The organism is Fusibacter sp. JL298sf-3, from assembly GCF_053842995.1.
Window position 1 is genome coordinate 2,329,993 of record NZ_CM132608.1, and the last position, 24,075, is coordinate 2,354,067.

18 protein-coding genes and 3 riboswitches are annotated in these 24,075 nt (G+C 49.4%); of the genes, 11 read left to right on the forward strand and 7 right to left on the reverse strand.

Annotated features, from left to right (window positions below):
- Positions 1 to 153: 153 nt before the first annotated feature.
- From ACR6HW_RS11075 to ACR6HW_RS11090, 4 genes are all read left to right on the forward strand, one after another.
- On the forward strand, positions 154 to 774 hold the full coding sequence (locus tag ACR6HW_RS11075; RefSeq protein ID WP_455727788.1) for a copper amine oxidase N-terminal domain-containing protein: 621 nt from the start codon (positions 154 to 156) through the stop codon (positions 772 to 774).
- A 47-nt stretch (positions 775 to 821) separates the two neighbouring features.
- Positions 822 to 1,712, forward strand: a complete 891-nt coding sequence (locus ACR6HW_RS11080; RefSeq protein ID WP_455727789.1) for a cation diffusion facilitator family transporter — start codon at positions 822 to 824, stop codon at positions 1,710 to 1,712.
- A gap of 15 nt (positions 1,713 to 1,727) precedes the next feature.
- A complete protein-coding gene (locus ACR6HW_RS11085; RefSeq protein ID WP_455727790.1) occupies positions 1,728 to 3,353 on the forward strand; it encodes a sensor domain-containing diguanylate cyclase in 1,626 nt (541 codons plus the stop codon).
- A gap of 157 nt (positions 3,354 to 3,510) precedes the next feature.
- Positions 3,511 to 3,636 (forward strand): hypothetical protein, encoded by a 126-nt coding sequence (locus tag ACR6HW_RS11090; RefSeq protein WP_455727791.1) that lies wholly within the window; start codon positions 3,511 to 3,513, stop codon positions 3,634 to 3,636.
- Positions 3,637 to 3,788: 152 nt separating this feature from the next.
- Here the strand turns inward: ACR6HW_RS11090 and ACR6HW_RS11095 are convergent, their stop codons facing one another.
- Positions 3,789 to 4,352, reverse strand: coding sequence for a hypothetical protein (locus tag ACR6HW_RS11095; RefSeq protein WP_455727792.1), 564 nt, complete (start codon positions 4,350 to 4,352; stop codon positions 3,789 to 3,791).
- 286 nt (positions 4,353 to 4,638) lie between these two features.
- On the opposite strand from ACR6HW_RS11095, the gene ACR6HW_RS11100 reads away from it, so the two are divergent.
- From ACR6HW_RS11100 to ACR6HW_RS11125, 6 genes are all read left to right on the forward strand, one after another.
- Positions 4,639 to 4,776, forward strand: coding sequence for a hypothetical protein (locus ACR6HW_RS11100; RefSeq protein WP_455727793.1), 138 nt, complete (start codon positions 4,639 to 4,641; stop codon positions 4,774 to 4,776).
- A gap of 227 nt (positions 4,777 to 5,003) precedes the next feature.
- Positions 5,004 to 6,176, forward strand: coding sequence for an AfsR/SARP family transcriptional regulator (locus tag ACR6HW_RS11105; RefSeq protein WP_455727794.1), 1,173 nt, complete (start codon positions 5,004 to 5,006; stop codon positions 6,174 to 6,176).
- A 257-nt stretch (positions 6,177 to 6,433) separates the two neighbouring features.
- Positions 6,434 to 6,652, forward strand: a complete 219-nt coding sequence (locus tag ACR6HW_RS11110; RefSeq protein WP_455727795.1) for a hypothetical protein — start codon at positions 6,434 to 6,436, stop codon at positions 6,650 to 6,652.
- A gap of 27 nt (positions 6,653 to 6,679) precedes the next feature.
- A riboswitch (cyclic di-GMP riboswitch) is annotated at positions 6,680 to 6,768 on the forward strand.
- Between the two features lie 28 nt (positions 6,769 to 6,796).
- Positions 6,797 to 10,822, forward strand: a complete 4,026-nt coding sequence (locus ACR6HW_RS11115) for an InlB B-repeat-containing protein (protein ID WP_455727796.1) — start codon at positions 6,797 to 6,799, stop codon at positions 10,820 to 10,822.
- A 421-nt stretch (positions 10,823 to 11,243) separates the two neighbouring features.
- Positions 11,244 to 11,585: riboswitch (cobalamin riboswitch) on the forward strand.
- An 86-nt stretch (positions 11,586 to 11,671) separates the two neighbouring features.
- Positions 11,672 to 13,441: a ribonucleoside triphosphate reductase gene (locus tag ACR6HW_RS11120; RefSeq protein WP_455730881.1), complete on the forward strand. Its 1,770-nt coding sequence runs from the start codon at positions 11,672 to 11,674 to the stop codon at positions 13,439 to 13,441.
- Complete coding sequence (locus tag ACR6HW_RS11125) at positions 13,438 to 13,941, forward strand: 4Fe-4S cluster-binding domain-containing protein (protein WP_455727797.1); 504 nt, start codon at positions 13,438 to 13,440, stop codon at positions 13,939 to 13,941. The genes ACR6HW_RS11120 and ACR6HW_RS11125 overlap by 4 nt, the downstream gene beginning before the upstream one ends.
- A 303-nt stretch (positions 13,942 to 14,244) precedes the next feature.
- Here ACR6HW_RS11125 and ACR6HW_RS11130 read toward each other — a convergent pair whose 3' ends face one another.
- The 6 genes from ACR6HW_RS11130 to ACR6HW_RS11155 all read right to left on the reverse strand — a co-directional run bounded on the left by ACR6HW_RS11130 (position 14,245) and on the right by ACR6HW_RS11155 (position 22,389).
- Positions 14,245 to 14,472 carry a thioredoxin family protein gene (locus tag ACR6HW_RS11130; protein ID WP_455727798.1) on the reverse strand — a complete coding sequence of 76 codons (228 nt, stop codon included), beginning with the start codon at positions 14,470 to 14,472 and terminating at the stop codon, positions 14,245 to 14,247.
- Positions 14,473 to 14,496: 24 nt separating this feature from the next.
- Positions 14,497 to 15,501, reverse strand: coding sequence for a permease (locus ACR6HW_RS11135; protein WP_455727799.1), 1,005 nt, complete (start codon positions 15,499 to 15,501; stop codon positions 14,497 to 14,499).
- Between the two features lie 12 nt (positions 15,502 to 15,513).
- Positions 15,514 to 15,858, reverse strand: a complete 345-nt coding sequence (locus ACR6HW_RS11140) for an ArsR/SmtB family transcription factor (RefSeq protein WP_455727800.1) — start codon at positions 15,856 to 15,858, stop codon at positions 15,514 to 15,516.
- A gap of 150 nt (positions 15,859 to 16,008) precedes the next feature.
- Positions 16,009 to 19,107, reverse strand: a complete 3,099-nt coding sequence (locus tag ACR6HW_RS11145; protein WP_455727801.1) for an S-layer homology domain-containing protein — start codon at positions 19,105 to 19,107, stop codon at positions 16,009 to 16,011.
- An 800-nt stretch (positions 19,108 to 19,907) separates the two neighbouring features.
- Positions 19,908 to 21,476: a Na+/H+ antiporter NhaC family protein gene (locus tag ACR6HW_RS11150; RefSeq protein WP_455727802.1), complete on the reverse strand. Its 1,569-nt coding sequence runs from the start codon at positions 21,474 to 21,476 to the stop codon at positions 19,908 to 19,910.
- 75 nt (positions 21,477 to 21,551) lie between these two features.
- A riboswitch (Lysine riboswitch) is annotated at positions 21,552 to 21,730 on the reverse strand.
- 68 nt (positions 21,731 to 21,798) lie between these two features.
- Positions 21,799 to 22,389 (reverse strand): TetR/AcrR family transcriptional regulator, encoded by a 591-nt coding sequence (locus ACR6HW_RS11155; protein ID WP_455727803.1) that lies wholly within the window; start codon positions 22,387 to 22,389, stop codon positions 21,799 to 21,801.
- A gap of 103 nt (positions 22,390 to 22,492) precedes the next feature.
- Here ACR6HW_RS11155 and ACR6HW_RS11160 point away from each other — a divergent pair, with 103 nt between their 5' ends.
- A complete protein-coding gene (locus ACR6HW_RS11160) occupies positions 22,493 to 23,833 on the forward strand; it encodes an MATE family efflux transporter (protein ID WP_455727804.1) in 1,341 nt (446 codons plus the stop codon).
- Positions 23,834 to 24,075 lie beyond the last annotated feature (242 nt).

Genomic DNA, 24,075 nt, shown 5'->3' on the forward strand with positions numbered 1-24,075 from the left:
AAATGTTACGTAAAATTAAAAAAAGTTGTCTTTAAACAGTTGTTTAAAACGAGGCACTTTTTAAGACAAAGAATCATTATCGTTTCGTCAAATCCCATCTGTTATACTCAGTTTATGTACATAATCTATCTTATACTATGAGGAGGTATTGTTATGAAAATGGTAAAACGCACATTGAGTATGGGGCTCGCTTTATGGCTTGTACTGTCAACCGGCGCGGGCTTTGCACATTCGGGGAGAACAGATGGTTCAGGCGGTCACCGAGACAACCGCAACAAGAGCGGTCTCGGCAGCTACCACTACCACTGCGGCGGCTATCCGGCACATCTCCATTCAGGTGGTGTCTGCCCCTACAGCACGCCGCGCACCGAAACCTATGACGCCTCTGAGGCCGCTTCAAAACCCGCCGCAAAACCGGCTTACCATCGAGTAGAGGCGCAGTTCGACATCGGCGGCAACGCTCTCGCCCTCAATGGTATCGTCGAAGAGGGCACGACATTGGTGCCTCTGCGCGGCCTTTGCGATGCGCTTGAAATCGACGTCCAGTGGACAGCTGAAACGTCGACGGTCACCTGCCGAAAGGGGACTCAAACCGTGGTGCTCAAAGTCGATGCCACCACTGCGACCATAGACGGCGAACAGGTGGCACTTACCGTGTCTCCGAAACTGGTGGAGGGGCAGACCCTTTTGCCTGCGCGCTTTATTGCCGAAGCGTTCGGCCATTCAGTGGCCTATGACCCCGAAACCAAAAAGACCTGCATTGGGTGCAAGTGATTAAATGACCGGCATCGAGGGTAATTAAGGGTAGAGGAGGTGGTACTATGAGTGAGCACCATCATCACCATCATCACGAGAACGGCGGTGCCATCGGCGTCGCATTTTTACTCAATTTATCGTTTACCCTACTGGAAATCGTCGGCGGCGTTCTGACCAACAGCATGGCCATTTTGTCAGACGCACTCCACGATCTGGGCGACTCCCTGTCGCTGGGCATCGCCTGGTACCTCGAACGGTACGCCAAAAAAGGCCCCGATGTCAAATTCTCCTTTGGCTACGCGCGCTTTTCACTCCTAGGCGCCCTAATCAACAGCGTTATCCTCATCACCGGATCGCTGTTCATCCTTTACAAAGCCGCCTTCCGCATCTTGTCGCCGGAAAGCGTGCACCCCAAGGGGATGATGCTCCTCGCCATCATCGGCATCGCCGTCAACGGTCTCGCCGTGTTGAAACTCAAAACCGGCAGCTCCCTAAACGAAAAAGTCGTCTCGTGGCACCTACTGGAAGACGTCCTCGGCTGGGCAGTGGTCTTCGTAGCCAGCATCGTCCTTCTCTTTGTGGACTTGCCGGTAATAGACCCGCTCTTGTCCGTGGGCATCACACTTTATGTGCTTTGGAACGTCTATAAGAATTTAAAAGAAATTTTAACGGTGCTTTTGCAGGGCGTCCCACAAAACCTGTCCATTGAGCAGATGGAGCGGTTGATGCTTGACAAAACAGAAATCCTCGACGTCTACCACACGCACATTTGGTCGCTTGAAGGCGAAAAGCACTTTATCAGCACCCATGTAGTGGTTGCAGACGGTTCGACCCGCGACGACATTGTGGCGCTTAAAGAGGCGCTGCGCCAGTTGATGCACGCAAACGGCATCGAGCACGTGACGCTGGAGGTCGAGTTTGAGTGTGAGCGTCGACAGGACACATGTCATAGGTAAAAATAGGAGGTTGTTATGAAGCGTTACTACCGCTACACGTTTAAAAATTTTTTGGTCTATTTTCTGGTGCTGGGAATAATAGCCAATACCATCGCTTTTCTTATTTTCTACTATGTTGAAAATGAGTTGCAGGACTCGGAGTTAGAAGAGCTGAAAAACCATGAACGTGAGATACTCCAAATGGAAAGCGTCTTTTTTGGCAGAGAGTTTTCCATGGTGCTATCAGATCTACTGTATATTCACGATGTGAACAGAGAAGCCATAGTCGAAGGGCGGTATGAGGCCTTTATAAAAGACTGGGAGATTTTTGTAGAGCAAAAGCGTGTTTACGACCAGATTCGCTATATAGACGCACGCGGGAGTGAAAAAGTGCGCATTGATAAAACGGACGATGGCGCTGTCGTACGGGACGAAAGCGTCCTTCAGTATAAAAAAAATCGGTACTATGTGAATGAGGCCCTAAGATTGCCAAGTCGATCGGTTTATATTTCACCTATGGATCTCAATGTTGAAAATGGAAAAGTAGAAGAACCTTACAAACCCACCATACGTTTTTCTATGCCTATTTATGATAGTTCTGAAACGGTTCAGGGGGTGATTGTTTTAAATTTACTTGGGGAGTATATTTTGTCCGGCGTAGAGCAAATTGGGGATCAAAGTGAGGGCGAGTTTTTTTTACTCAATAAAGCAGGCTATGCACTGGTGTCAAAGGAACCGGAAAACAATTGGAATTTCATGTTTGTAGATAGACGCGAGCAGTCGTTTAAGAACATGTACCCTGAAATCTGGAATAAAATCGAACACGGAGAAATGCAGTTTTTAGTGGACGATGGCATGGTTTCAGTGGAACCGATTGATTTGTCGTATCAGTTTGAATCGACTAAAGTGGAAGCGCATCTCTACGACATTTTGACGGGTGAAGATCGCTGGTATGCGGTTACTATAGTTGGCGCGACAGACAAATATCGTGAAGTGTTTTTAGAAGGGGTTTTGGATTTTTCAATAGAAATATTTAAACACTACAGAATGTTTTTTGTTTTAATACTTAGTGTGTCGACTTGTGTCAGCTATATCATTTATTCGAGGCGTAAAGCCTATATGAAAATTCGTTATCATTCTGAAATAGATGATTTGACCCAGGTTTACAACAGACGTGCAGGCATTGAACTCATTGAAGCTCGAATGGCAAAAGGTCTTTCTAAAGATTCTATGATAAGCCTTTGTTACATCGACATCAATGGCCTTAAAGCTGTCAACGATACTTTGGGCCACGTTTCAGGAGACGCGTTAATTATTACGGTTGCGTCTGAGATTAAGTCTGCTATTCGTCGAGATGACGTGGTGGTTAGGCTCGGTGGAGATGAGTTTCTACTGATGCTGAATAAAGTCCCTGCAACTCAAGCAGAGGCGGTTTGGAAGAGGATTGTGACCCGGTTTGATTACATCAACAAGACAGAAAATCGAGCGTATGTTGTCAGTGTTAGTCATGGTATTGTAGAAGTTACAGATACTAAAAAGTATACGTTAGATGAACTGCTTCATATCGCTGATGAAAAAATGTATGAAGAGAAAAAGCGTATCAAACAAGACGTGACTGTTTTAAGGGACGGTTCTTTTGTGCCAGAATCCCCTAAAAATTGACAGGTGTTCTCGTGGTAGTGAAGCTGTTTGAACGGTTTGGTGCGTGAAGGGCATTGTGATAAATGGGTTTCGTGTAGGGCAAGGGGGCTTTGCGCGGCACAGGTGGACGCAATGAACGAAGTCATGGATTTCTTCTGTTTTCAATGGGTTGAGGGGGATGAGAGACATGCCTGTGCCGCGAGGGACGGTTCTTTTGGGCACATACTTGGGTGAAGAAAGAGGCGCCACCAGCGATGGTGCGCTTTTAAAGGGCGTTAGAAGAAAAGAGACGGTGTCCCTGTGACGCCGTTTTTTTATGTGGAGAAGAGGGGGCGATGGGGCGGTCTCTGAATGTGTGAAAACCGGCACACACCGGTAGTTGAAGCGGCGGCGCCGGTTTTGTGAGTTGGAATAAATGGTAAATTAAAGGCGAATTGTGCCCAAAAGAACCGTCCCTTAAAGCAAAATCTTGTTGAACACCTCGGCATCGGTCTTAACGCCAAAGATGCGCTTTAGCACCGACAGCACTTCGCTGTTTTTCTTGAGGGCGTCGAGCGCGTAGGGCCTATTGGCTTTTTTTTCATCTTGGTTCTGGCGCTCGTCCATGAAATCGACTAGCGTCATGCGCTTTGCACGGCGTCGTTGCGCCTTTTCCTCGGGGCTGTGTTCCACTTCAAACCGTTGGCCGTTGACGACAACCCAGCGTTTTTCATCGTCGACGCCGAGCTCTTCCCATTTGGGATCGCCATAGGTGGTGTGGCTCACAATAGTGTCGAAGGCGTTACGGTTGATTTGAACGGTCGTTTCTGCAGCAGTCCCCTTGTCTACTGAGAGAGGTCCCGAAAGTGTGCCGGGACTCACGGTGTTGAGGGTGCCTTGTTTGGTGTAAGTATCGATGTCGTACGCATGGGTCAATGAGCTGTTTTTAAAGGGTTTTTGTGCTCCTCTTGACTGCGAGAGCGCATTTAGCGCTGAAATTTGCTGGACATTGAGTCCGGCACTTCTGCTTGTTATTTTCATAATTTATCACCTCAAAGACATTATCGGCAGGTTGGCGATTAAACTGAGCCAGGGGGGACGGTTCTTTTGTGCCAAAATCCACTAAAAATTGACAGGTGTTCTCATGGTAGTGAGGCGGTTTAAACGGTTTGGTGCGTGATGGGTGCTGTGATGAAAGGATGCGATGTGGGGCGTGGGGGCTTTGCGCGGCACAGGTGGACGCAATGAATGAGGTCATGGGTTGACGGTGTTTTCAATGGGTTGAGGGGGATGAGAGACATTGCCTGTGCCGCGAGGGACGGTTCTTTTGGGCACATACTTGGGTGAAGAAAGAGCCGCCACCAGCGATGGTGCGCTTTTAAAGGGTGTGAGAAGAAAAGAGACAGTGGCATCGTGGCGCCGTTTTTTATGTGGAGAAGGGCGCGTAATACGCCGGTGGCTATAGGTGTATAAAACGGCGCGAACCGGCGATTGAAGGAGCGGCGCACATAAGTGGAGTTGTAAAAAAAGGTAAATACAAGGCGAATCGTGCCCAAAAGAACCGTCCCCCCAGGTGGTGCAATATAAACAACTATGGTATAATAAAAAATTGAAAAGGCACATCCATTACAACATTAAAATCATTGTAAAATAACAACTACCTATATAACAAAAACAGCAGGAGGCGTCATCATGTTACAGGTTCAAACACAGCCTATCAAAGTACATACGCTTGGACATTTCGACGTCGTCAAAGACAACCGATCGCTTGTCACGGCAAATGCCAGCGCCAAGAAAATCTGGGAGCTGTACAAGTTCATGCTCACACACCGCGAACAGCCCTTCACTCCCGAAGCTCTTATCGACCAGCTTTGGGTGGCGGAAGACTACCAAGACCCGCGTGCGACGCTGAGACGTCAAATGCACCGACTCAGAAAAATACTTGAAGAATCCGCAGAACAGGACAAAACAGGCGAGACGCTGACCTTTGAAGGCGGGTACTACCGGTGGAACACAAACGTTCCGATGGAAATTGATGCCGAGGTCTTTGAGGCCCTCGTGCACCAAGCGGAAAACACAGCGGATGCCGATGCGGCGCTGAGCTACTATCTCGAAGCCCTCCAACTCTACAAAGGGGACTACCTGCCCGATTGCGTCGAACAGCATTGGGTATTTTCCGTGCGCTACCACTACCGGCGCATTTACCTCAGAGCGGTTACCGGCGCCATTGAGTTGCTCAAATGCGGCGCAAAACACGACGTCGTCATCGACATTTGCCAAAAGGCCATGAAAGTCGACGTCTACGAAGAACCGTTCCACATCTACTACATGGAAGCCCTCGCAGCGCGCGGGGCCCACAAACAGGCACTTGAACACTACGAACACATCACGGGTTTCTTCTATAGAGAGATGGGCATCAAGCCCTCGGAAGAAATGAAAGCCGCCTACAAGACATTGCTCAAAACCAACAAAGGCGAAAACGTATTCGAAGCCCTCGACCAGAGTGCCCCCATTGACAACGCCTTTTACTGTGACAAAGAAGTCTTCAAGTCCATCTTTGAGCTGGAACGGCGCAGGAGCGAGCGGTCGGGCATCGACTTCAGCATCGCCGTCATCGAACTCAAGCCCATGCGCACCCAAAGCCTCGCACAGGGCGAACTGCGCTTCAAACTGTTAAAAGACCACCTCATGACCCACCTGCGCAAAGGCGACAGCTTCACCCAATGGGACGACAGACAACTGGCGCTCCTATTGCCCGGCGTGGACAGCCCCTTGATGCAAAAAGTATTGACCCGCGTCCTCAGCACCTTTAAGGGCAACGAAGACGTTAAAATTTCTAAAATAGAACACTTGGCGGCCAAATAACACGCGTTATCGCTTCCACATTAAAAAACCGCAACCGAAACCGACGAGGATGACAAGGGCAAACACAGCCCTTGTTTTTTTACGCCCTAAAATGCCCTAAAACGTCCTAAAGGCTTCTGATGTACCCCGAAATTTCTTCAAAACAAGCCGTGTCACGCAGATGTCACACAGGTGTACGGCACATGTCACAGCGGACTGGTATACTGGCTACAGTAGAACGAGAAATGTTCGCTTAGAGCTAAGGAGGCGATGAACACATGAAAGGTCACACAAATTTTTTAATATCCGTTCAGCGACAGGAAAATCACAGCTGGCAAGGTACCATTCAGTGGCTCGATTCCGGCAAGACCGTTCACTTTCGAAGTGAACTGGAAATGCTGGCGCTTATGGACGAAGCCGTCAAACAATCCGGTGAGGCAGAGGAAAAACGCTCATGGGATGAAGCGAACACCATTCAAGTTGTAAAAGGTCTGTAACCGCAGCTCGAACGCGGTAACATAGAGAAACCTTATGGGCAAACCCAGTGAAAGCTGGGGACGCAAAGTCAGGAGTCTAAGGTGGCCGAGGCCATGATGACCGTCCGACTGCCAAAAAATATAAATTTGGCGAAGGAGATAACTATGAAAAAGAAAGGTTTATCTGTTGTATTGTCGGTGTTTTTAATACTGACATCGTTTATGCCACTAACTTTTGCGGTGGAAGCGCAAAGTCCCGAGGCATTTGGCAACCTCGACATCGTCGAAACGACCAACAGCCCAAGCGCAACAGTCGCCGCATTGAGCGACGGCCAAATCTGGGCGGGCAAAGAAGTCACCTATAAAGGCGACGGCACCTTTGACATCACATTGAAAGCTGCCGGTCAAAACTACGCCGTAGAAACCGTATTGCCACAAGAGCAGTACGACGTCGTCCTCGTTTTAGACCGTTCCAGCTCCATGAGAGGCGGCGGTCTCACCAGTGCACAGACAGCTGCACGGAGCGCCGTTGAACAGCTCTTAACCGTAGAAGGCAACCGCGTCGCCATCGTATCGTACGCAGGTGGTGTACAGCGAAACAGCGGTTTAACAAGCAGTCGTCGACAACTCGATAGTGCCATCAACAGCCTGAGAGCTGACGGCGGTACCAATATCCAAGCGGCTTTTGTAGAAGCGCAAAGTATTTTGGGCAACAGAAGCGGGAGCGATGCCGAGCGCAAGTCCCTTGTCGTCCTTATGAGCGACGGCGAGCCGACGTACTACATCGACGCCTCAGGTGTTCGAAGAGGCGACGGTACACTTCAAGGTGAAGTGTTTTCGCGAACAGCGGCATGGCACACCATTGAACAGGCCAATGTACTGAAAAACAGCATTTCAGGTCTCCAAATCTTTACCATCGGCTTTGGCGTGGACAGCGCTTCCGGCAAAGCGACATTGATGCCGACGGCGGCCAATACCGCAGAAATGCGCGTAGAAAGCGTTGTACAGAAGCAAACGTATACCGAAAAGGGCGCGTTTCAAGTCCGTCGTTACAAAGAGTGGGAGTTGTTTGGGGGATGGTCTGATTGGTCAGAGTGGGCACCTACAGGCGCCGCTCGAAACACCGTCGCATCAGACCACTCGAACTGGTCGGATGCCGATCGCTACCCAAGCGACCTCAGAACAGAATACACGGCGCCACTTTTGAAGGGTTCTATTGTAGACATCGATAAATACTCTGGATGGGGTGTAAAATACGAAACGGGTTACCAATCGGGCGAAAGACAAGCGACAGCTTACAAAGTCGTCGACAGGGAAATCCCTTTTGCACACCAATACTGGTCTGAAGGCAGTTCTTTGACATCGGGCAACACCGATGCGTTAATCAAAGCGTTTACAGACATCGTTAAGAAAGCCACTGATGCAAAACCGAACAAAATCGACGAAGTGGACAGCTATTCAGACGTCGTCGTTACCGATGTACTCGGTACGGGCTTTGAATTGGTTGATGCCCCACAAGGCGTCACTTACGATGCCACCACCGGCACGGTAAAGTGGACCATTGAAGGGGAAGCTTTTGAATCACACGCGTCGGGCACAGCAGCCGTAGATGCGGCACTTGTCCAAAGCGTCACTTTCGGTGTAAAACTTAAAGCCGATGTGACAGCGGGCACTTACAACACCAACCAATCGGCCTCTGTCGCCTTTGAAGTGGCGAAAGACAACCCGACTTACACGACGACGCCAGTAACCGTTCCGGTTAGCGGCAACGGTACAATTGTCCTCAATGCGGCACAGGGAACTATCGTCGAAAAACACGTTTTCACAGACGACAGTCAAACCGTTGCACCGCAAACGCATACGGGCAATGTCGGCGAGAGCCGTACCTTTGAACCGATGGACGTTGCACACTACACGTACACCGTTTCACAACCGGAAACAAACGGCACCAGCGCGTTAACGTATACAAGAGCACCACAGACCATCGTCTACACTTACGCACCGATGACACACACGTTGACCACTGCTGTGGAAGGTGAAGGCAGCGTCACAGGTGCAGGCACCTATGCAGAAGGCACAGAAGCCACAGTCACAGCAACACCTGCAGAGGGCTGGACATTCGTCGGCTGGGAAGGTGCTGTAAGCGGCACTGAAACAAGTGCAACCGTGACAATGGACGCAGACAAAGCGGTAACGGCTGTGTTTGAAGAAAAAGCCGTACAATACACCTTGACCACCGGCACAACGGGTGAAGGGTCCGTAACAGAAGGCGGCACTTACGAAGCGGGCACAGAAGTTACAGTTACTGCAACACCTGCAGAAGGCTGGACATTTGTCGGCTGGGAAGGTGCTGTAAGCGGCACTGAAACAAGTGCAACCGTGACAATGGATGCAGACAAATCGGTAACGGCAATCTTTGAAGAAATCGTCGTCGAACCGACAGAATACACTTTGACCACCGGCACCAAAGGTCAAGGCTCAGTATCAGGTGGCGGCACCTATACAGAAGGTACAGAAGTCACTGTAACAGCAACACCTGCAGAGGGCTGGACATTCGTCGGCTGGGAAGGTGCTGTAAGCGGCACTGAAACAAGTGCAACCGTGACAATGAATGCAAACAAATCGGTAACGGCTGTCTTTGAAGAAACGCAAACGACACCAGATCCCGATCCGGTAACAGAATACACACTTTCTACTGGCGTAACCGGCCAAGGCTCCGTATCAGGCGGTGGCACGTATACAGAAGGTACAGAAGTCACTGTCACAGCAACACCAGCAAGCGGCTGGACATTCGTCGGCTGGGAAGGTGCTGTAAGCGGCACTGAAGCAAGTGCAACTGTGACAATGGATGCAAACAAATCGGTAACAGCAATCTTTGAAGAAATCGTCGTCGAACCGACCGAATACACTTTGACCACCGGCACCAAAGGCCAAGGCTCCGTATCAGGTGGCGGCACGTACACAGAAGGTACAGAAGTTACTGTAACGGCAACACCTGCAGAAGGCTGGACATTTGTCGGCTGGGAAGGTGATGCAAGCGGCGGCTCAAGTGCAACTGTGACAATGGATGCAGACAAATCGGTAACGGCTGTCTTTGAAGAAACGCAAACGACACCAGATCCCGATCCGGTAACAGAATACACACTTTCTACTGGCGTAACCGGCCAAGGCTCAGTATCAGGTGGCGGCACGTACACAGACGGTACAGAAGTCACTGTAACGGCAACACCTGCAGACGGCTGGACATTCGTCGGCTGGGAAGGTGATGCAAGCGGCGGCTCAAGCACAACTGTGACAATGAATGCAGACAAATCGGTAACGGCTGTCTTTGAAGAAACGCAAACGACACCGGATCCTGATCCGGTAACAGAATACACACTTTCTACTGGCGTAACCGGCCAAGGCTCCGTATCAGGTGGCGGCACGTATACAGAAGGTACAGAAGTCACTGTAACGGCAACACCAGCAGAGGGCTGGACATTCGTCGGCTGGGAAGGTGATGCAAGCGGCGGCTCAAGCACAACTGTGACAATGGATTCAGACAAATCGGTAACGGCTGTCTTTGAAGAAACGCAAACGACACCGGATCCCGATCCTAATCCGGACCCAGATCCAACACCGGATCCCGATCCGGAACCGGTCGACCCGACACCAGTCGATCCAACACCTACACCAGAACCGGAACCAGAACCAGTTCCAGCGGGCCCACAAGGGTTTGTAGAAGTCAGCTACATCGATCAAGACGGTTCGGAATTGGCATCTGCTTTTACCTTCTCAGGTGAAATCGGCACCAATTACGGCACATCGGCGAGATCGTTCAGTGGTTACGAACTGGTAGAGTCACCGTCTAACGCATCAGGTACTTTTGCTGACGGCACGATCTCAGTCACTTACAGATACTCAGACGGCTCAGATGAAGTCGAGCTCGAAGTAGAAGAAACGCCACTTGGCCCTGCTATCGACACGACAGAAGAAACGCCTGAAACGACAGAACCGGTTGTCGAAGAAACTGAGACAACAGAAGAAACAGAAACCCCTGTGGAAGTACCGGAAGGTGAGATTGTTCTCATCGATGAAACCACACCGGAAGGCCCTGCGGCATTGCCTAAGACAGGTCAACTGCCAATAAGCCTCTACTTCGGTATCGGTAGTATCCTTTCAGCAGCAGGTGTTTATTTAAGAAGAAAATAAAGTGAGATAGAGCCAAAGGCTGTCCCGAAGGGGACAGCCTTTGGCATGTGTGTTTAAAGGGACGGTTCTTTTGTGCCGTTGGTGGCAAAAAGGGCCGTGTGAAAAGGATGTACACCGTGAAAAATCAAAGGCTGTGGCCTGTGTACGGTGCATTTGGCGCCTTCGGTACGGCTTATGTGAAAGAGACGGCGGCAACAAAGAGTTCAGAGGCATTTTAAATGGAGAGATGCGGTAGAAAAGAGGCGTTTACGAACGTTTAGAGGCCGTTGGGGGTGTGGTAAAAATGGAAAAAACCAGTGGATTCCGGCACAAAAGAACCGTCCCCCCTTGACAATTAATTCACTTAGCGCTACAATCAAATTAGCTACAAATTGTGCATATGTGGATAAAAAACGCCACTTATCCACAATATATTGTAATACAACTGTATAGCATCTTTGGTGCGTACTTGAGAAATCAGGGCGCTTAAAAGGGAAGATTGGTGCAAAGCCAACGCGGTCCCGCCACTGTAAAAGACTGCAACGCTCATACCTCTGTGAAAACGGGAAGGGAGCGATTGCTAGTGTACTGTCTCGTTGAGATTTAATTAAAAATGCCAGATAGTCTGTATCCGTGCAAGGCAAAATATCGACGACAATGCGGGACGTTGTCGAGAGATTTTAACGCCGCAATGATGCAGAATAGATGAGCAGTTTTTTAATTGTGAACGATACAGTACACTACTGTCTTGAGCCAGGAGACCTGCCTGAGATGTGAGAACGCTAAAGCTCACGAGGATGAGACATGCGAACAAGCGCCGTCACCGGCGTCAGTTCCCTGTGTATTCGTGTCTTAAAGACACTTTTTTTTATGCGACAAGGAGGAAGGGCAATGCTCAAAAGCAAAGATATCGTGGAATCGTATTTACTTAAAAGCGACTGGCGGGTCAAAGAAAACTCAAACTCACCGTTTTCATTTGGCGCCTTAAACAAACATATAGCGGCAGAAGTCTCCAAAGACTATTGGCTCAGAGAAGTGTACCCAAAGGCCATTGCAGAGGGTTACATAAAGGGCGATTACCACATACACGACCTCGGCGGCATCACCCTCTACTGTTGCGGCTACTCGCTGAGAAGCGTCATACGCAAAGGGGTTCAAGGGGTTCCCAATATTCCGACGTCCACGCCGGCGAAACACTTTGCCTCTATACTCAACCAGTTGGCCAACCTCATCACCGTCTTTCAAAATGAAATCATGGGTGCCGTGGCCTTCAGTTCCGTCGACACCTATTTGGCGCCGTTTATCAAAGAAGACGGCCTCTCGTACGAAGATGTCAAACAGAACCTGCAAAACTTCATCTTCTCCATAAACTCCAATTCCAGAGGTGGCGCAGAGCCTGCTTTTAGCAACATCACACTGGATTTGACGCCGCCAAAAGACCTCATCGACCAAAGCGTCTACGTCGGGGACGGACAGCTGGACTACACTTATCGCGCCTGCCAAGAAGAAATGAACCTCTTCAACCGAGCGTTTTACGAGTTGATGAACACAGGGGATGCCAACGGCAGACCGTTTGCGTATCCGATTCCCACCTACAACATTCACGAGCGCTTTGACTTCGACAACCCGCTCAACGACGCCCTCTGGGAAATGGCAGGCAAATTCGGCTACCCGTATTTTGCCAACTTCATCAACAGCGACATGAGCCCTGAAGATGCGCGCAGCATGTGCTGTCGCCTGCGACTGGACCTCCGAGAACTGGAGCGCAAAAACGGGGGACTTTTCGGCGCAGGAGAAAGCACGGGCTCCATTGGCGTCGTCACATTGAACATGGCGCGGTACGGCTATAGGGCCAAAACCAAAGCCGAACTGTTCGACCTCATCGACTGCAACATGACCCTTGCGAAAGAGAGCCTCGAAATCAAGCGTGCCTTCCTTCAAGAAAACGTACTGGACGCCGGCCTCATTCCGGCATTCAGCACTTATGTCGGCACTTTTGACAACCACTTCAGCACCATAGGCCTCGTGGGCCTCAACGAAATGTGCGAGAACTTCCTCGGCAAAGACATCTTAGACGAAGCGTCCAGTGCGTTGGTCCTGGAAGTGCTCCATCACATGCGCGAAAAACTGAAGGACTTTCAAGAAGAAACCGAGCACCTCTATAACCTCGAGGCGACACCGGCAGAATCCACCGCCTACAGATTGGCGCGAAAAGACAAAGCACAGTACCCCGACATCTTGACACAAGGTACCGACGAACAGCCGTACTACACCAACAGCTGTCATATTCCGGTAAACAAAGTCGAATCGATACATCAGGTTTTCGAACACCAAGAGCCGATACAATTGTTGTTTACAGGGGGCACCGTCATCCACGTGTTCTTGGGCTCTCCGGTGTCCGGTGAAAAGGCCAAACACATCGTCAAAACCGTCTGTGAGCGGTACAAAGTGCCTTACGTGAGCCTTTCCCCGGTAAACCATTACTGTACGGCACACGGCTATATCGACGGCGCAGTGGACACCTGTCCCATCTGTGGCGAAACCGTGGAAAAATACCAGCGCATCACCGGCTATCTGCGCAATGTCAAATACTTTAACGACGGCAAAAAACAAGAGTTCATAGAGAGGCGACAGCTATGAAAATTCGATACAAATGCATCGAGCACGAACGCGTCGAAGACGCGCCTTTCGTCGGTGCGCTCATCGGTGCCATCGGGTGCCGCATTGGATGTAAGGACTGTTTTAACGCCCCGCTCAAGCAGCTGCCGACGCTGTTTGAAGACGTCGAAGCGGTGCTGGACGCCGTACAGAGCAACCCGTTTAACGAGGGGCTGATCTTCGGCGGTCTCGAGTGGTCAGAGCAACCGGAGGAACTGGTGGCACTGGCTTCAGAAGCGCTGAACAGAGGGCTGAAAGTCATGGTATACACAGGCCTCACACTGGAGGCGTTTCTCAAGAGCGTCCCTGCCATCGACAGCTTGGAAGGGACACTCTACCTGAAATACGGCAGCTTTAATGTGACGGCGCTCAGCACCGACCATCTGGACCACGGCGTCAAGCTGGCGAGCACCAATCAGCACATCGCTACTTTAAGGGACGGTTCTTTTGTGCACGATTCCACTAGTATTTACCATATTTAGGCGCCTAGCAATGCGTGGACAGCTTGTGTAATGGGTTGACAGATATAAGACTAAATCCTTATAAAAACTATATTATTAGAGGCGCCATTCCAAAGTAATCGCCTGAGGGCAGCAGAACAAGGGACACCGCGATTTTTATGAGGTGTAGGTGTTTTCAAAAGTGGTGGTTGAGCTGTTTTAGGCTGCCGCACCACAAGTGTATGAAACGACAAAAACCGCTCGAGAGAGCGGTTTTGCTGTTGTTTGGCATTAAGTTTTATCCGTAGACGGCATATGAAGTGCACAAAAGAACCGTCCCTTTGGTTACAGCAACTTTTCTATAGCGCTGGCGGACAACACTTTGCCCGTAGCCACCACTTTGCCGTCGACGACGAGCGCCGGTGTGGACATGACGCCATACGCCATAATGTCCTGAAGTGCTTCCACTTTTTCCACAGAGGCGGTAACGCCTTTGGCGTTTAGAGCCGATTGGACATTGTCGTACAAATCGTTGCATTTTTTACAGCCGGTTCCCAAAACTTTAATGGTCATAATAACCCTCCTAATGAATAATCGTTAGACAAAGAGAAACGCAAAGGCGTTGAACAAGAAGCCGATAATGAGAATACCGGCGGTGACGATACCGGTGAACACCACGAGCAGCCGTGTTTTCACCACTTTTTTAAGCAAAATCAAAGACGGCAGTGACAGCGCCGTAACCGCCATCATAAACGAAAGTGCCGTGCCGATGCCCACGCCTTTTGAGACCAGTGCCTCTGCAATGGGGAGTGTGCCGAAGATGTCGGCGTACATTGGAATACCTGCAAAGGTCGCCAGCGGCACAGCGTACCATTTGTCGTCGCCGAGAATCAGCTCAATAAACGATTGCGGCACCCAGTTGTGAATAAGAGCGCCGATGCCGACGCCGATGAGAATGTAGAGCCAGACCCGCTTTACAATGTCGGTCACTTGTTCCTTACAGAACGCCAAGCGCTCCCCAAATGTCGGGGCCTCTGAATCTTCTGCTGCCACGTGACCGTTGTACACAAAAGGCTCCACATACTTTTCCATTTTGGCCTTACTGATAAGCGTGCCGCCGACGACGGCGAGTAAAACGCCGGTGACGACATACGCCAGTGCAATGCGCCAGCTGAAGACCCCTGCGAGGAGCAACACCGATGCGAGGTCCACAAGCGGCGACGAAATCAAGAAAGAAAATGTCACGCCAATGGGCAAACCGGCGCTGGTAAAGCCGATGAACAGCGGGATAGACGAACAGGAACAAAACGGCGTTACAGTGCCGAGCAATGCGCCGAATAAGTTGGCCTTGACGCCGGTGAAGCGCCCGAGAATTCGGCGTGTCCGTTCAGGTGGAAAATAACTCTGTATATAAGAGATTGTAAAAATCAATACCGACAGCAACAGAAATATTTTGATGACGTCGTAGATAAAAAAATGCAAGCTGCCGCCGAGGCGTGTGGAAGTGTCCAGACCAAACACCGATTCCAGTACTTGGCGCACGCCGTCGTTCAGCCAATTCATTTTAAGCAGTTGATCGTTTAAGAAACGAAGTAATGGCATGGTGGTCTCCTTTTAAGGGGTACATTTTTCGAGGTACTGCGCGCGACCGGAGAGGCGCTTGACGTCCTCGGCGTACAAGGCGTAGGTTTCAGGTGCAGTACTTACAGCCGTTTCGACCGTTTCCAGCACTTGGCGCAACCAGTGACAGTCCGCTTTCAAATGGTAGACGATGAACTTATCTTTTCGAACCGATTCGACGAGGTCTAAGTCTCTGAACTTGGCGAGATTTTTAGAAACCCTCGGCTGAGGTACATCGAGGATGCCCACCAACTGGCAAACGCACAGTGGCTCTTCTTTTAAAAGCATGAGCATTCTCAGTCGCGTTTCATCAGAAAGGACTTTGAAGAGTTCAACCACAGCACAAACCTCCTTTATATTTTTATATTCCCATATGAGTATATGAAGAGTATAAACTGAATTTAAACGGCTGTCAAGAGGGCGGTTTTACACACTATAAAAAAAGCGCTCGTCCCCAAAATCCAAAGGGGTGAGCGCTTTTAAAAGTACCTATGAAATCAATTGTGCTTGTGTCAGTAGGTTGTGTAGAACTTGTATAGCTTCAGCAGCGGTGATTGCCGCCTTTGGTGCAAGGGTGTCATCGGGCTTGCCGCGGTAGAGTTCAGCGGAAACCGCATATGCCATAGCTGTTTTTGCCCAGCCCGAAATTTCTTCGGCATCGGCAAAGCGCTCGAGCGATTCAGAACCATCGGCTTCTACCGCGAGGACGGCGCCTACATTGGCCATTATTTGTGCCATTTGCTCACGCGTGATGGTATCCTCGGCACCGAAGTCGCCGTTGTCATACCCTTTGATAAACCCGCGGGCAGCTGCGATTTCAGCTGCTGACGACAAGGTGCCGACAGTCGTGATATCTTTGAATCGAGTGGTTTGAGGTGTCTCAGGCATTAAGCCAAGCGCCACAACAAGTGTTTCAACAAACGCACCACGCGTCATAGGCGCATCTGTGTCCAGTGTATCGAGATCGATAATACCGCGTCCTGCAAAGTCTTCCAGAACCGGAGCTGCCCAGTGGGCTTTCACAGAAGAGGCGTCAAAAGTTCGTTCGACAATGCCGTAGACAGAGTTCGTCATGCTGTAGACTCTAGCAATATAGCGACCGTTTTCATCTTTTACAATCCGCGTTGGCACGTGGCGGAAAGAACCGTCTTCGTTAAAGACAACACCTGTGGTCCCTTTGTTAGGGTCGTAGTCGGCAGGGAGTTCAAAAGTTCTCTCTACAGGCTTATTAAATGAGCGCACGGTGTTGTAGTGTCTCTTGCCATCCTTGGTGGTTACAGACATTTCCACACGGAACATAACAGGTTTGGTAATGGCGCGTATCTTCTTTTCTTTGTGTAATTTTTCAATGCGTTGACTGAGTGCTTTGTCTATAAAATCGTCTACCACAATACGCATCTCAACGGATCGGACGTCTTCGGCTTTGATGTCTGACGCCTTATAAAATGCCGTAGGGTCTAGTGCCTTTGCCGGAACGGTGTATAGAGCGCCGCCCTTGGTCACCTGTACCATACTGTCTTTGGCCAACAAACGCTCGACAGCAGCGCCGTCTAGAGCCAATCTTTTGTGCGATGCTTTAAGTTCAAATTTGGCGACATCTGAAGCAGTGGCTTTTTCAAGTGCCTGCTTTGACGGCCTTAGAACCGTCTCCGGTTGCTTCGGTGTCGTCACTGGTGTCGATGGTACTTGAGGCGTGTTGTTGTTTTCATCCGGTCGATAGAGTTTTGCCGTTCTAAGCGGGAAGCGCTTTTCAAATGTTTTTAACCCTTCCGGTGTTTCACGATCCATTTGAATGACGAAGTGGTAAGGGGTGTCTTCTTTTAAATCGTAAAAGTGAAACATGTTTTGTGAGTCAATGACGCGTTCTACCAATTTGCTTCTGTCTACAAGCCCACTCGGCGTGTCTGGGTCGATAAGGCCTACGTAGCACTTGTTTATGTCCATTCTATTGGTATTGACAGTCACGAAAACCATGTTGGTTGATTGCATCGACAACTCTATCTCACCCCACTCCAAGGGCTCATAGGGACCTGTTTTAAATTCTAGATATTCGGGAAGTACTTGACGATAGACCGAATCTGATTCTAGAGTCTTGTAAAAGGCAACGCTGTATGGCGTGTCAAACTTTAACCCCTCAATTTTTATAATAGCCCCTTCCGCGGGTAGGGTATGTCCCCAAGAGTGTTTGACGTTTCGAAAATCGCTTTCAGTTTTGTCATGCCCTTCAATGAGGATTCGAGAGAGGTCGATGTCTTCCACATTGTTCATGTTTACTTCGATGAGGGCAAAGGTGTCGTGGACTTCTACAACTTTCGGCGTGCCGTCTGTCCACGCATCTTTGGTCATCAGATCTTGTGAAAAAGTAACCGGGTAGCGAATAATAGTGAGATCATCTAGGGTTGGGGTGTCTACTGATGCATAGGCGAGGACGAACTCATAAGTTTCACCGATGACGCAGTTGCCAATGCCTGCTCCAGTTTGATTGTATTTGAGTTCCCTAGCGACTTGCAGGTACCTTTCCAATACATTTTCGTTGGAGAGAGCGTTTTCAGATTTAATTACATTGGTATAAACTTTTGTCAAAGGCAAAGACTCATCCAAATCGGCACTAAAGAACAACCACTCTTCAGTCGTAAGATACGGGTCCACAGTGACCTCAATTTTCCCCCTATCATTGAGGTTGGGTTCCGTATAAGTAACTTGATTAAAGGTGATAGAATCTGTAGGTGCCGAGGTTACGCGATAAGTAGACGCCTTGTATACCTCTGCGTCTGTAGCTAGGGTTTTGAGCGTCTCTGAGTCGTTTAAAAGCGTCTGATGCGCGTCGTTAGACAACCAGAACCCCTTGTTTAAGCCGTTTTGAGACAAATAGGCCAAGGCCTCTTCCTGTGAATCGGCGATGAAGTGGTTGGTCTCTGTTTGGATTTTTTGGATTTTTGCCTCCATGGCGGCAGCAGTGGTTTTCAGTGCCTCGATAGTGGCGTCATCGGTGTAGTAGCGGTAGGCATTCCCTATTCTTTCGCCGACCCCGACGATAAACGTTATGTCTGTCTGAATACGGGCTTGGTTAATGTCATTGCGCAGAGCGTTTGCATCGCTAGAAGTCATAAACGACGTTTGGCCGGCCAGTGCAGCAGACAGTTGCGCTGAGTCTGTAAGAACCCCATCTGGAACGATTAGCGGGTTGAGATTCAAGAACGCTTCAGGCAAACTGCCGACACTGACGCTCCCCGGTTGCCAGTCGATGGCTTTAACCGTTTCGTAGACGTCGGTGAATTCGGTTTTGTAGCGTTCTGCGTCGACAGTCTCGTTTAGAATAACCGTTCTAAAGGCTTCGAACCCCGAGAGTGTTGTCTCGAGTTTGTTGTAGTCTTCCGGTGTCATAAAGACGCCATCTACGGAGACGTCCGAAGACTGAGACGCTTTAACGCAGTTGATATCTGTGTTGTAGCGGTTTAATTTGCCCTTGATTTCGGCGATGGCAGGATCGATTTCGTCTGTTGTAACGGCGGTGTTGGCGAACACCGGTAGTGTGCCGAACAGTACGACCAAAGCCATAACGAAGGCGAGTATTTTCTTTAAGTACATTGTGCCCCTCCTAAAAAATATGTGTTTGCCGCTGTACGGGTAATTGAATTTTAATAAGTATAAAGATACAACTAAGCAAACCATCCATATCATACCATTTATGAGTCAGCATGTATATACATATTATGTTAAATGTAATTAATAATAGGAATTAAGTTTTGTTTGTATACAGTATTACGCAAGTTAACTCTACGAAAATGAATATATACAATTAAAACTATATGCAAATAAATCCTAAAAAAGATGCTGGGTGAAGGGGGTGTCAACGCTGATAAAAGAGCGGAAAAATAAGGTGAAAACCATGTGTTGTTGGCATACGATTGTTTTCAATCGCCTGGAATGGGTAATAATAGAAAAAGATGCATAAGCGATAAGGTGCGAAATTTTTTTCGCGGAAGAGATGTTATTTTATTTTGAACTGTGATAAGATAGATTATAAGGGTGTTTAAAAATACATCGCGATTGTGTAAAAATTAACAAATAAGTCATAAAAAGTTTTCAATAAAATTATCAAAGTCTATTGACATTAAATTCAAGATAAACTATAATTATCTCAAGTTGATGTATCTTTGCATTGATGTTATATAACAGTATATCGATGTACATCAGCCGCGTTTAGGTGCGTAAGTGTGGCTTTGATCTGTTATCAATGCTTTATTACGTCCGAGAACCTACTCTTCTCAAGAGTGTTCGGTTGTTTTTAATGAGTAGGATTAAAAACAAACACAAGAGTGCCCACAGGAAAAAACCAATTCACCCGAATTGGTTTTTTCTTTTTTTGGAGCACCTGTATGTGGGGCTTATGGCCGCTGTCCCACCACTTTTAGAGTCCCTATAAGGGCTGCACCTCCAAGGAGCAGTGAGAAGATGGCGGGGAAGCCCAAGCCGGCTGGGATGAATCCTACAGCTATTGAGACGGCACCGACCAACAGGGCGTACGGCATCTGTGTTTTAACGTGTGAGAGGTGGTCGCAGCCAGACGCCATAGAGGACATAATGGTCGTATCTGAAATCGGCGACATGTGATCGCCCATTACTGCACCTGTTAGCACTGCGCCGATGGTGGGTATCATTAAGTCGACACCGCCGGTCATGTACGACAGCGGAATGGCAATGGGCATGACGATGGCGTTGGTGCCCCAAGAGGTTCCTGTTGAAAACGCCACAAGAGCCGGAATGAGGAACATAAATGTCGGAATGAGGAACGCGGGCACGTTCTGTCCGATGGTGTCCACCATGAAAGTGGCGGTTCCAAGTGCTTCGTTGACGTTGCCCAGCGACCAAGCCAGCGCGAGGATCATTGCCGGAACAGTCATGGATTTCACCCCTTCCACAAAGGCGTCGGAAGTTTCTTTCACGGTGAGGTTTTTACCGGCAACAGACAGTACAGCGGCTGTAATAATGCCTGCAAACGATGCCCAAAGCAGGACGACGCTGGCGTCGGCATTGGAGTAAGCTTCTCGAAGGGTGGCGCCGTCAAAGCCGCCGCCGTTTTGATAGAGGCCGATAACGGTGACGCCGAGAACTACGAGAATCGGCACCACGGCAAGGGGCCATTTAGAAGCGTTTCGTCGAATCACTTCCGACTGTGCTTTTTCTTTATGTGCGGCCAGTGCGGCGCGCTCAGCCTTTAGCATCGGCCCGAAATCGCGGTTCATTAAGATGACGACGAGGACGAAGAAGAGGGCGAGCACACTGTAAAAGCGAAACGGAATGGACTTTAAGAACACGTCGTAAGCGCCCATTTCCAGACCTAAGCTTGCGAGGCCTTCTTGGATGAGGCCCAGTTCCATACCGATCCAAGTTGAAATTAGAGCCATTGATGAAATCGGCGCCGCGGTGGAGTCGATGATGTACGACAGCTTTTCTCGAGAAACGCCGAGGCTGTCGGTGATGCTGCGCATGGTGTTGCCCACAATAAGGGAGTTGGCGTAGTCGTCAAAGAAGATGGCGAGACCGAGGAGCCAAGTGGAGAGCAGCGCCGAACGCGTGGTCAGGGACTTTTGAACGAGTAGGTGGGCGATGCCCTGGGTGCCGCCATTTTTATCGATTATCCCAATGAGACCGCCGATGGTGAGGCAGAACACGAGAATGGAGATGTTCCACGAGTCGGTAAGTGCGCCGACGAGGTGGGTGTTGAGTGCCTCTTGAAACCCGAGGACGATGTTGCCTGTGATGATTGAAGCCCCCACGAGGACGGCGATAAACAGCGATAGCAAAACTTCTTTTGTGAGCAGTGCCAGCACTATGGCGATAAGCGGTGGTAAGATTGAGAGCCAGCCGAATTCCATAATAAACCTCCAAAATACATAAGTGATGTGATCGGGGACACGTGCCGATGATGCGGCCTTCCAGTGTCCTGTAAGCATAAAAAAACACCCGACAAAGTCGGGTGCTGTATTCCTAATAACATAAATACGCGCGCGACATTACCTTTAACCCTAAGACGAGATAGCACAACGGTAGACAGCGGGTACTGCAAACCGACAGTCCTGCACCTGTTCGATGCAGACCCAGCAAAGGCTTTGGGCGCCTAAGCTTCGGCGGTGGTTCCTTTTCGTGAATGTCTCGGGCTTCCGACCTCTTTTCACGTACTCATAAACACCGCGCCTCTACCTCATCGACGGATGAGGTAATGTATTCAATTGAGACCCATTCTAGCACGGATGACGGCGTCGTGTCAACCGCTTTTTAACAAATGGCGTCTTTTGCGAACATTTTGTAATTCATGGTGCCGTCGATTTGCTTGAACAAAATGTCGATAATCTCGGTGGGCGATTCCCGTTTCCCGTTGTTTACCCACTGTACGAGGATGTTGACAGCAATTCCCGAACGCATGGCGAGAAAATAGTTATAATGGTCTATATCGACACCGCCCTCTGAGTAGTAGGCTTCTATGCCGCTGCGAAGTAGGGTGACAAAGGCGTCTTTGAGGATGTGGATTTTGTCTGAGACGATGAGCAGTTCGATAATTCTAGAGTCCGCTTCCCAGTAGGTGAGGAAGGGGACGATAAAGAACTGCATGACGTAGTCCGGTTTGCTGGCGTAGTATCGGTTTAAAAATGTTTTAAGCCCCTTGAACTTGAGATCGATTTCGTAGTGAAGAATATCTTCGATGTGGTCGAAGTTTCTATAAAAAGTCGCTCTGGCAACTTGTGCGGCCCCTGTGAGTTCTGTGACGGTTATCTGTTCAAACGCCTTTTCCGCCATAAGCTGACAGAGGGCGTTGTAGAGCCGGGTTGCCGATTCAATTGAGCGCTTGTCGTCTTTAATACGATACATTTGCCCCTCCTTTGTTTCTTATCTTTTGCCCGTGTTGACTGACAGTATAGCGTATGGAATAATAAGAGTCAAATGTTTCGTAAAATTGGGAAGAGAGGTCTGTATGAACGATAAACGCATATTGATTTTAAAGGAGTACCCCATCCCCAAAGCGGTGATGAAGATGGCGATGCCGTCGATTGTGGGGCTCTTGGTAATGGCCATCTACAACATTGTGGACACCATGTTTGTGGCTTGGCTGGGTACGGAAGCCACCGGCGCCACGCAGGTTGTCTTTCCCATGGTCGTCGCACTTGGCGCTGTGGGGATGACTTTTGGTATCGGCGGCAGCTCTTATATCTCAAGGCTCCTCGGCGAGGGCAACAAGGAGCGGGCTGAGAGTGTGGTCACGTCAAACTTTGTGTTGGCCATTCTCAGTGGGATTGTTTTAACGATTTTAGGTATTTTGTTTATTGTGCCGACACTGAAAATCTTCGGCGCCACTGAGCGGATGATGCCGCTTTCAAGAGATTACGGTACTTATATACTGCTGGGGTCCACGGCGATTATTACCAATCAGACGCTGAACAATTTGCTCAGAGCAGAGGGCAGTGCCAAGAATTCCATGATTGCCATGATTGTCGGTGCGGTGCTCAACATTATTTTGGACCCGATTCTGATTTTTGGGTTCGACATGGGCATTAAAGGGGCAGCTATTGCAACGACGCTTTCGCAGTTTGTGACCACGGCGATGCTCATCAGTCAGTACACGCGCAAGAAGAGCGTTCTTCGCCTCGACATCAAGCGCTTCACCGTTGACAAAGAGCTGATTTTGGAAGTGTTTAGAATGGGCAGTCCTTCGTTTGCGCGACAGATTTTGACCAGTATTTCCATGGCGGCGCTGAACCTGCTCGCCGGCGTTTACGGCGGTGCAGAAGCCATTGCGGCAATGGGGATTGTCCTCAGGACGATGATGATTGTCATGTACATTATTTTCGGTTTGTCACAAGGCTTCCAACCGGTGGCCGGGTACAACTACGGGGCCAAGGACATCGGCAGGTTGCGGCAGGCTTTTTGGTACACCATGGGCGTTTCTTTTGCCATTGCGGCGGTGTCTTCAGCGGTGTTCGTGCTCTTTGACGATGCGATTTTGGGCATCTTTAGGCCGACGGCAGAGGTATTGGCGCTGAGCAAATCGTTCCTCAAGGTGTATGTGATTTCGATTCTGCTCATGTCGCTGACCAATGTGGTGGCGGTGTACTACCAGGCGGTGGGCAAGAGCTTGCCGGCGTTGGTACTGTCTATTTCGAGACAGGGCCTGTTTTTGTTGCCGGCGGTGTACTTCTTGCCGATGCGCTTTGGCTTGACGGGGGTCTTTATTGCACAGCCGGTGGCCGATGTGCTGACGCTGCTCGTAACGGCGTATTTGTTCTCGAGAAATAACATCAAAACGCTTGAGCTTTAAAGGGGGACGGTTCTTTTGTGCCGAAAAACACTATCTCTTTCCATTAATGGGACTTTGGAATGAGGGGGTGTTTTTTTCTTTGAGCAATTCCAAAGGGTTGAGAGCAGAAGGAAGACTGGAGGGGAAGGTGGGAGCTTCCGCAGGTGGATGCCCTCGGTTCAGAGGTTTTCTAGACAAATGTTCAAATTTCAACGGTTGTTTGCGTAAGGTGTGTCCCTTTGGGCACGACTGGGTACGACTGA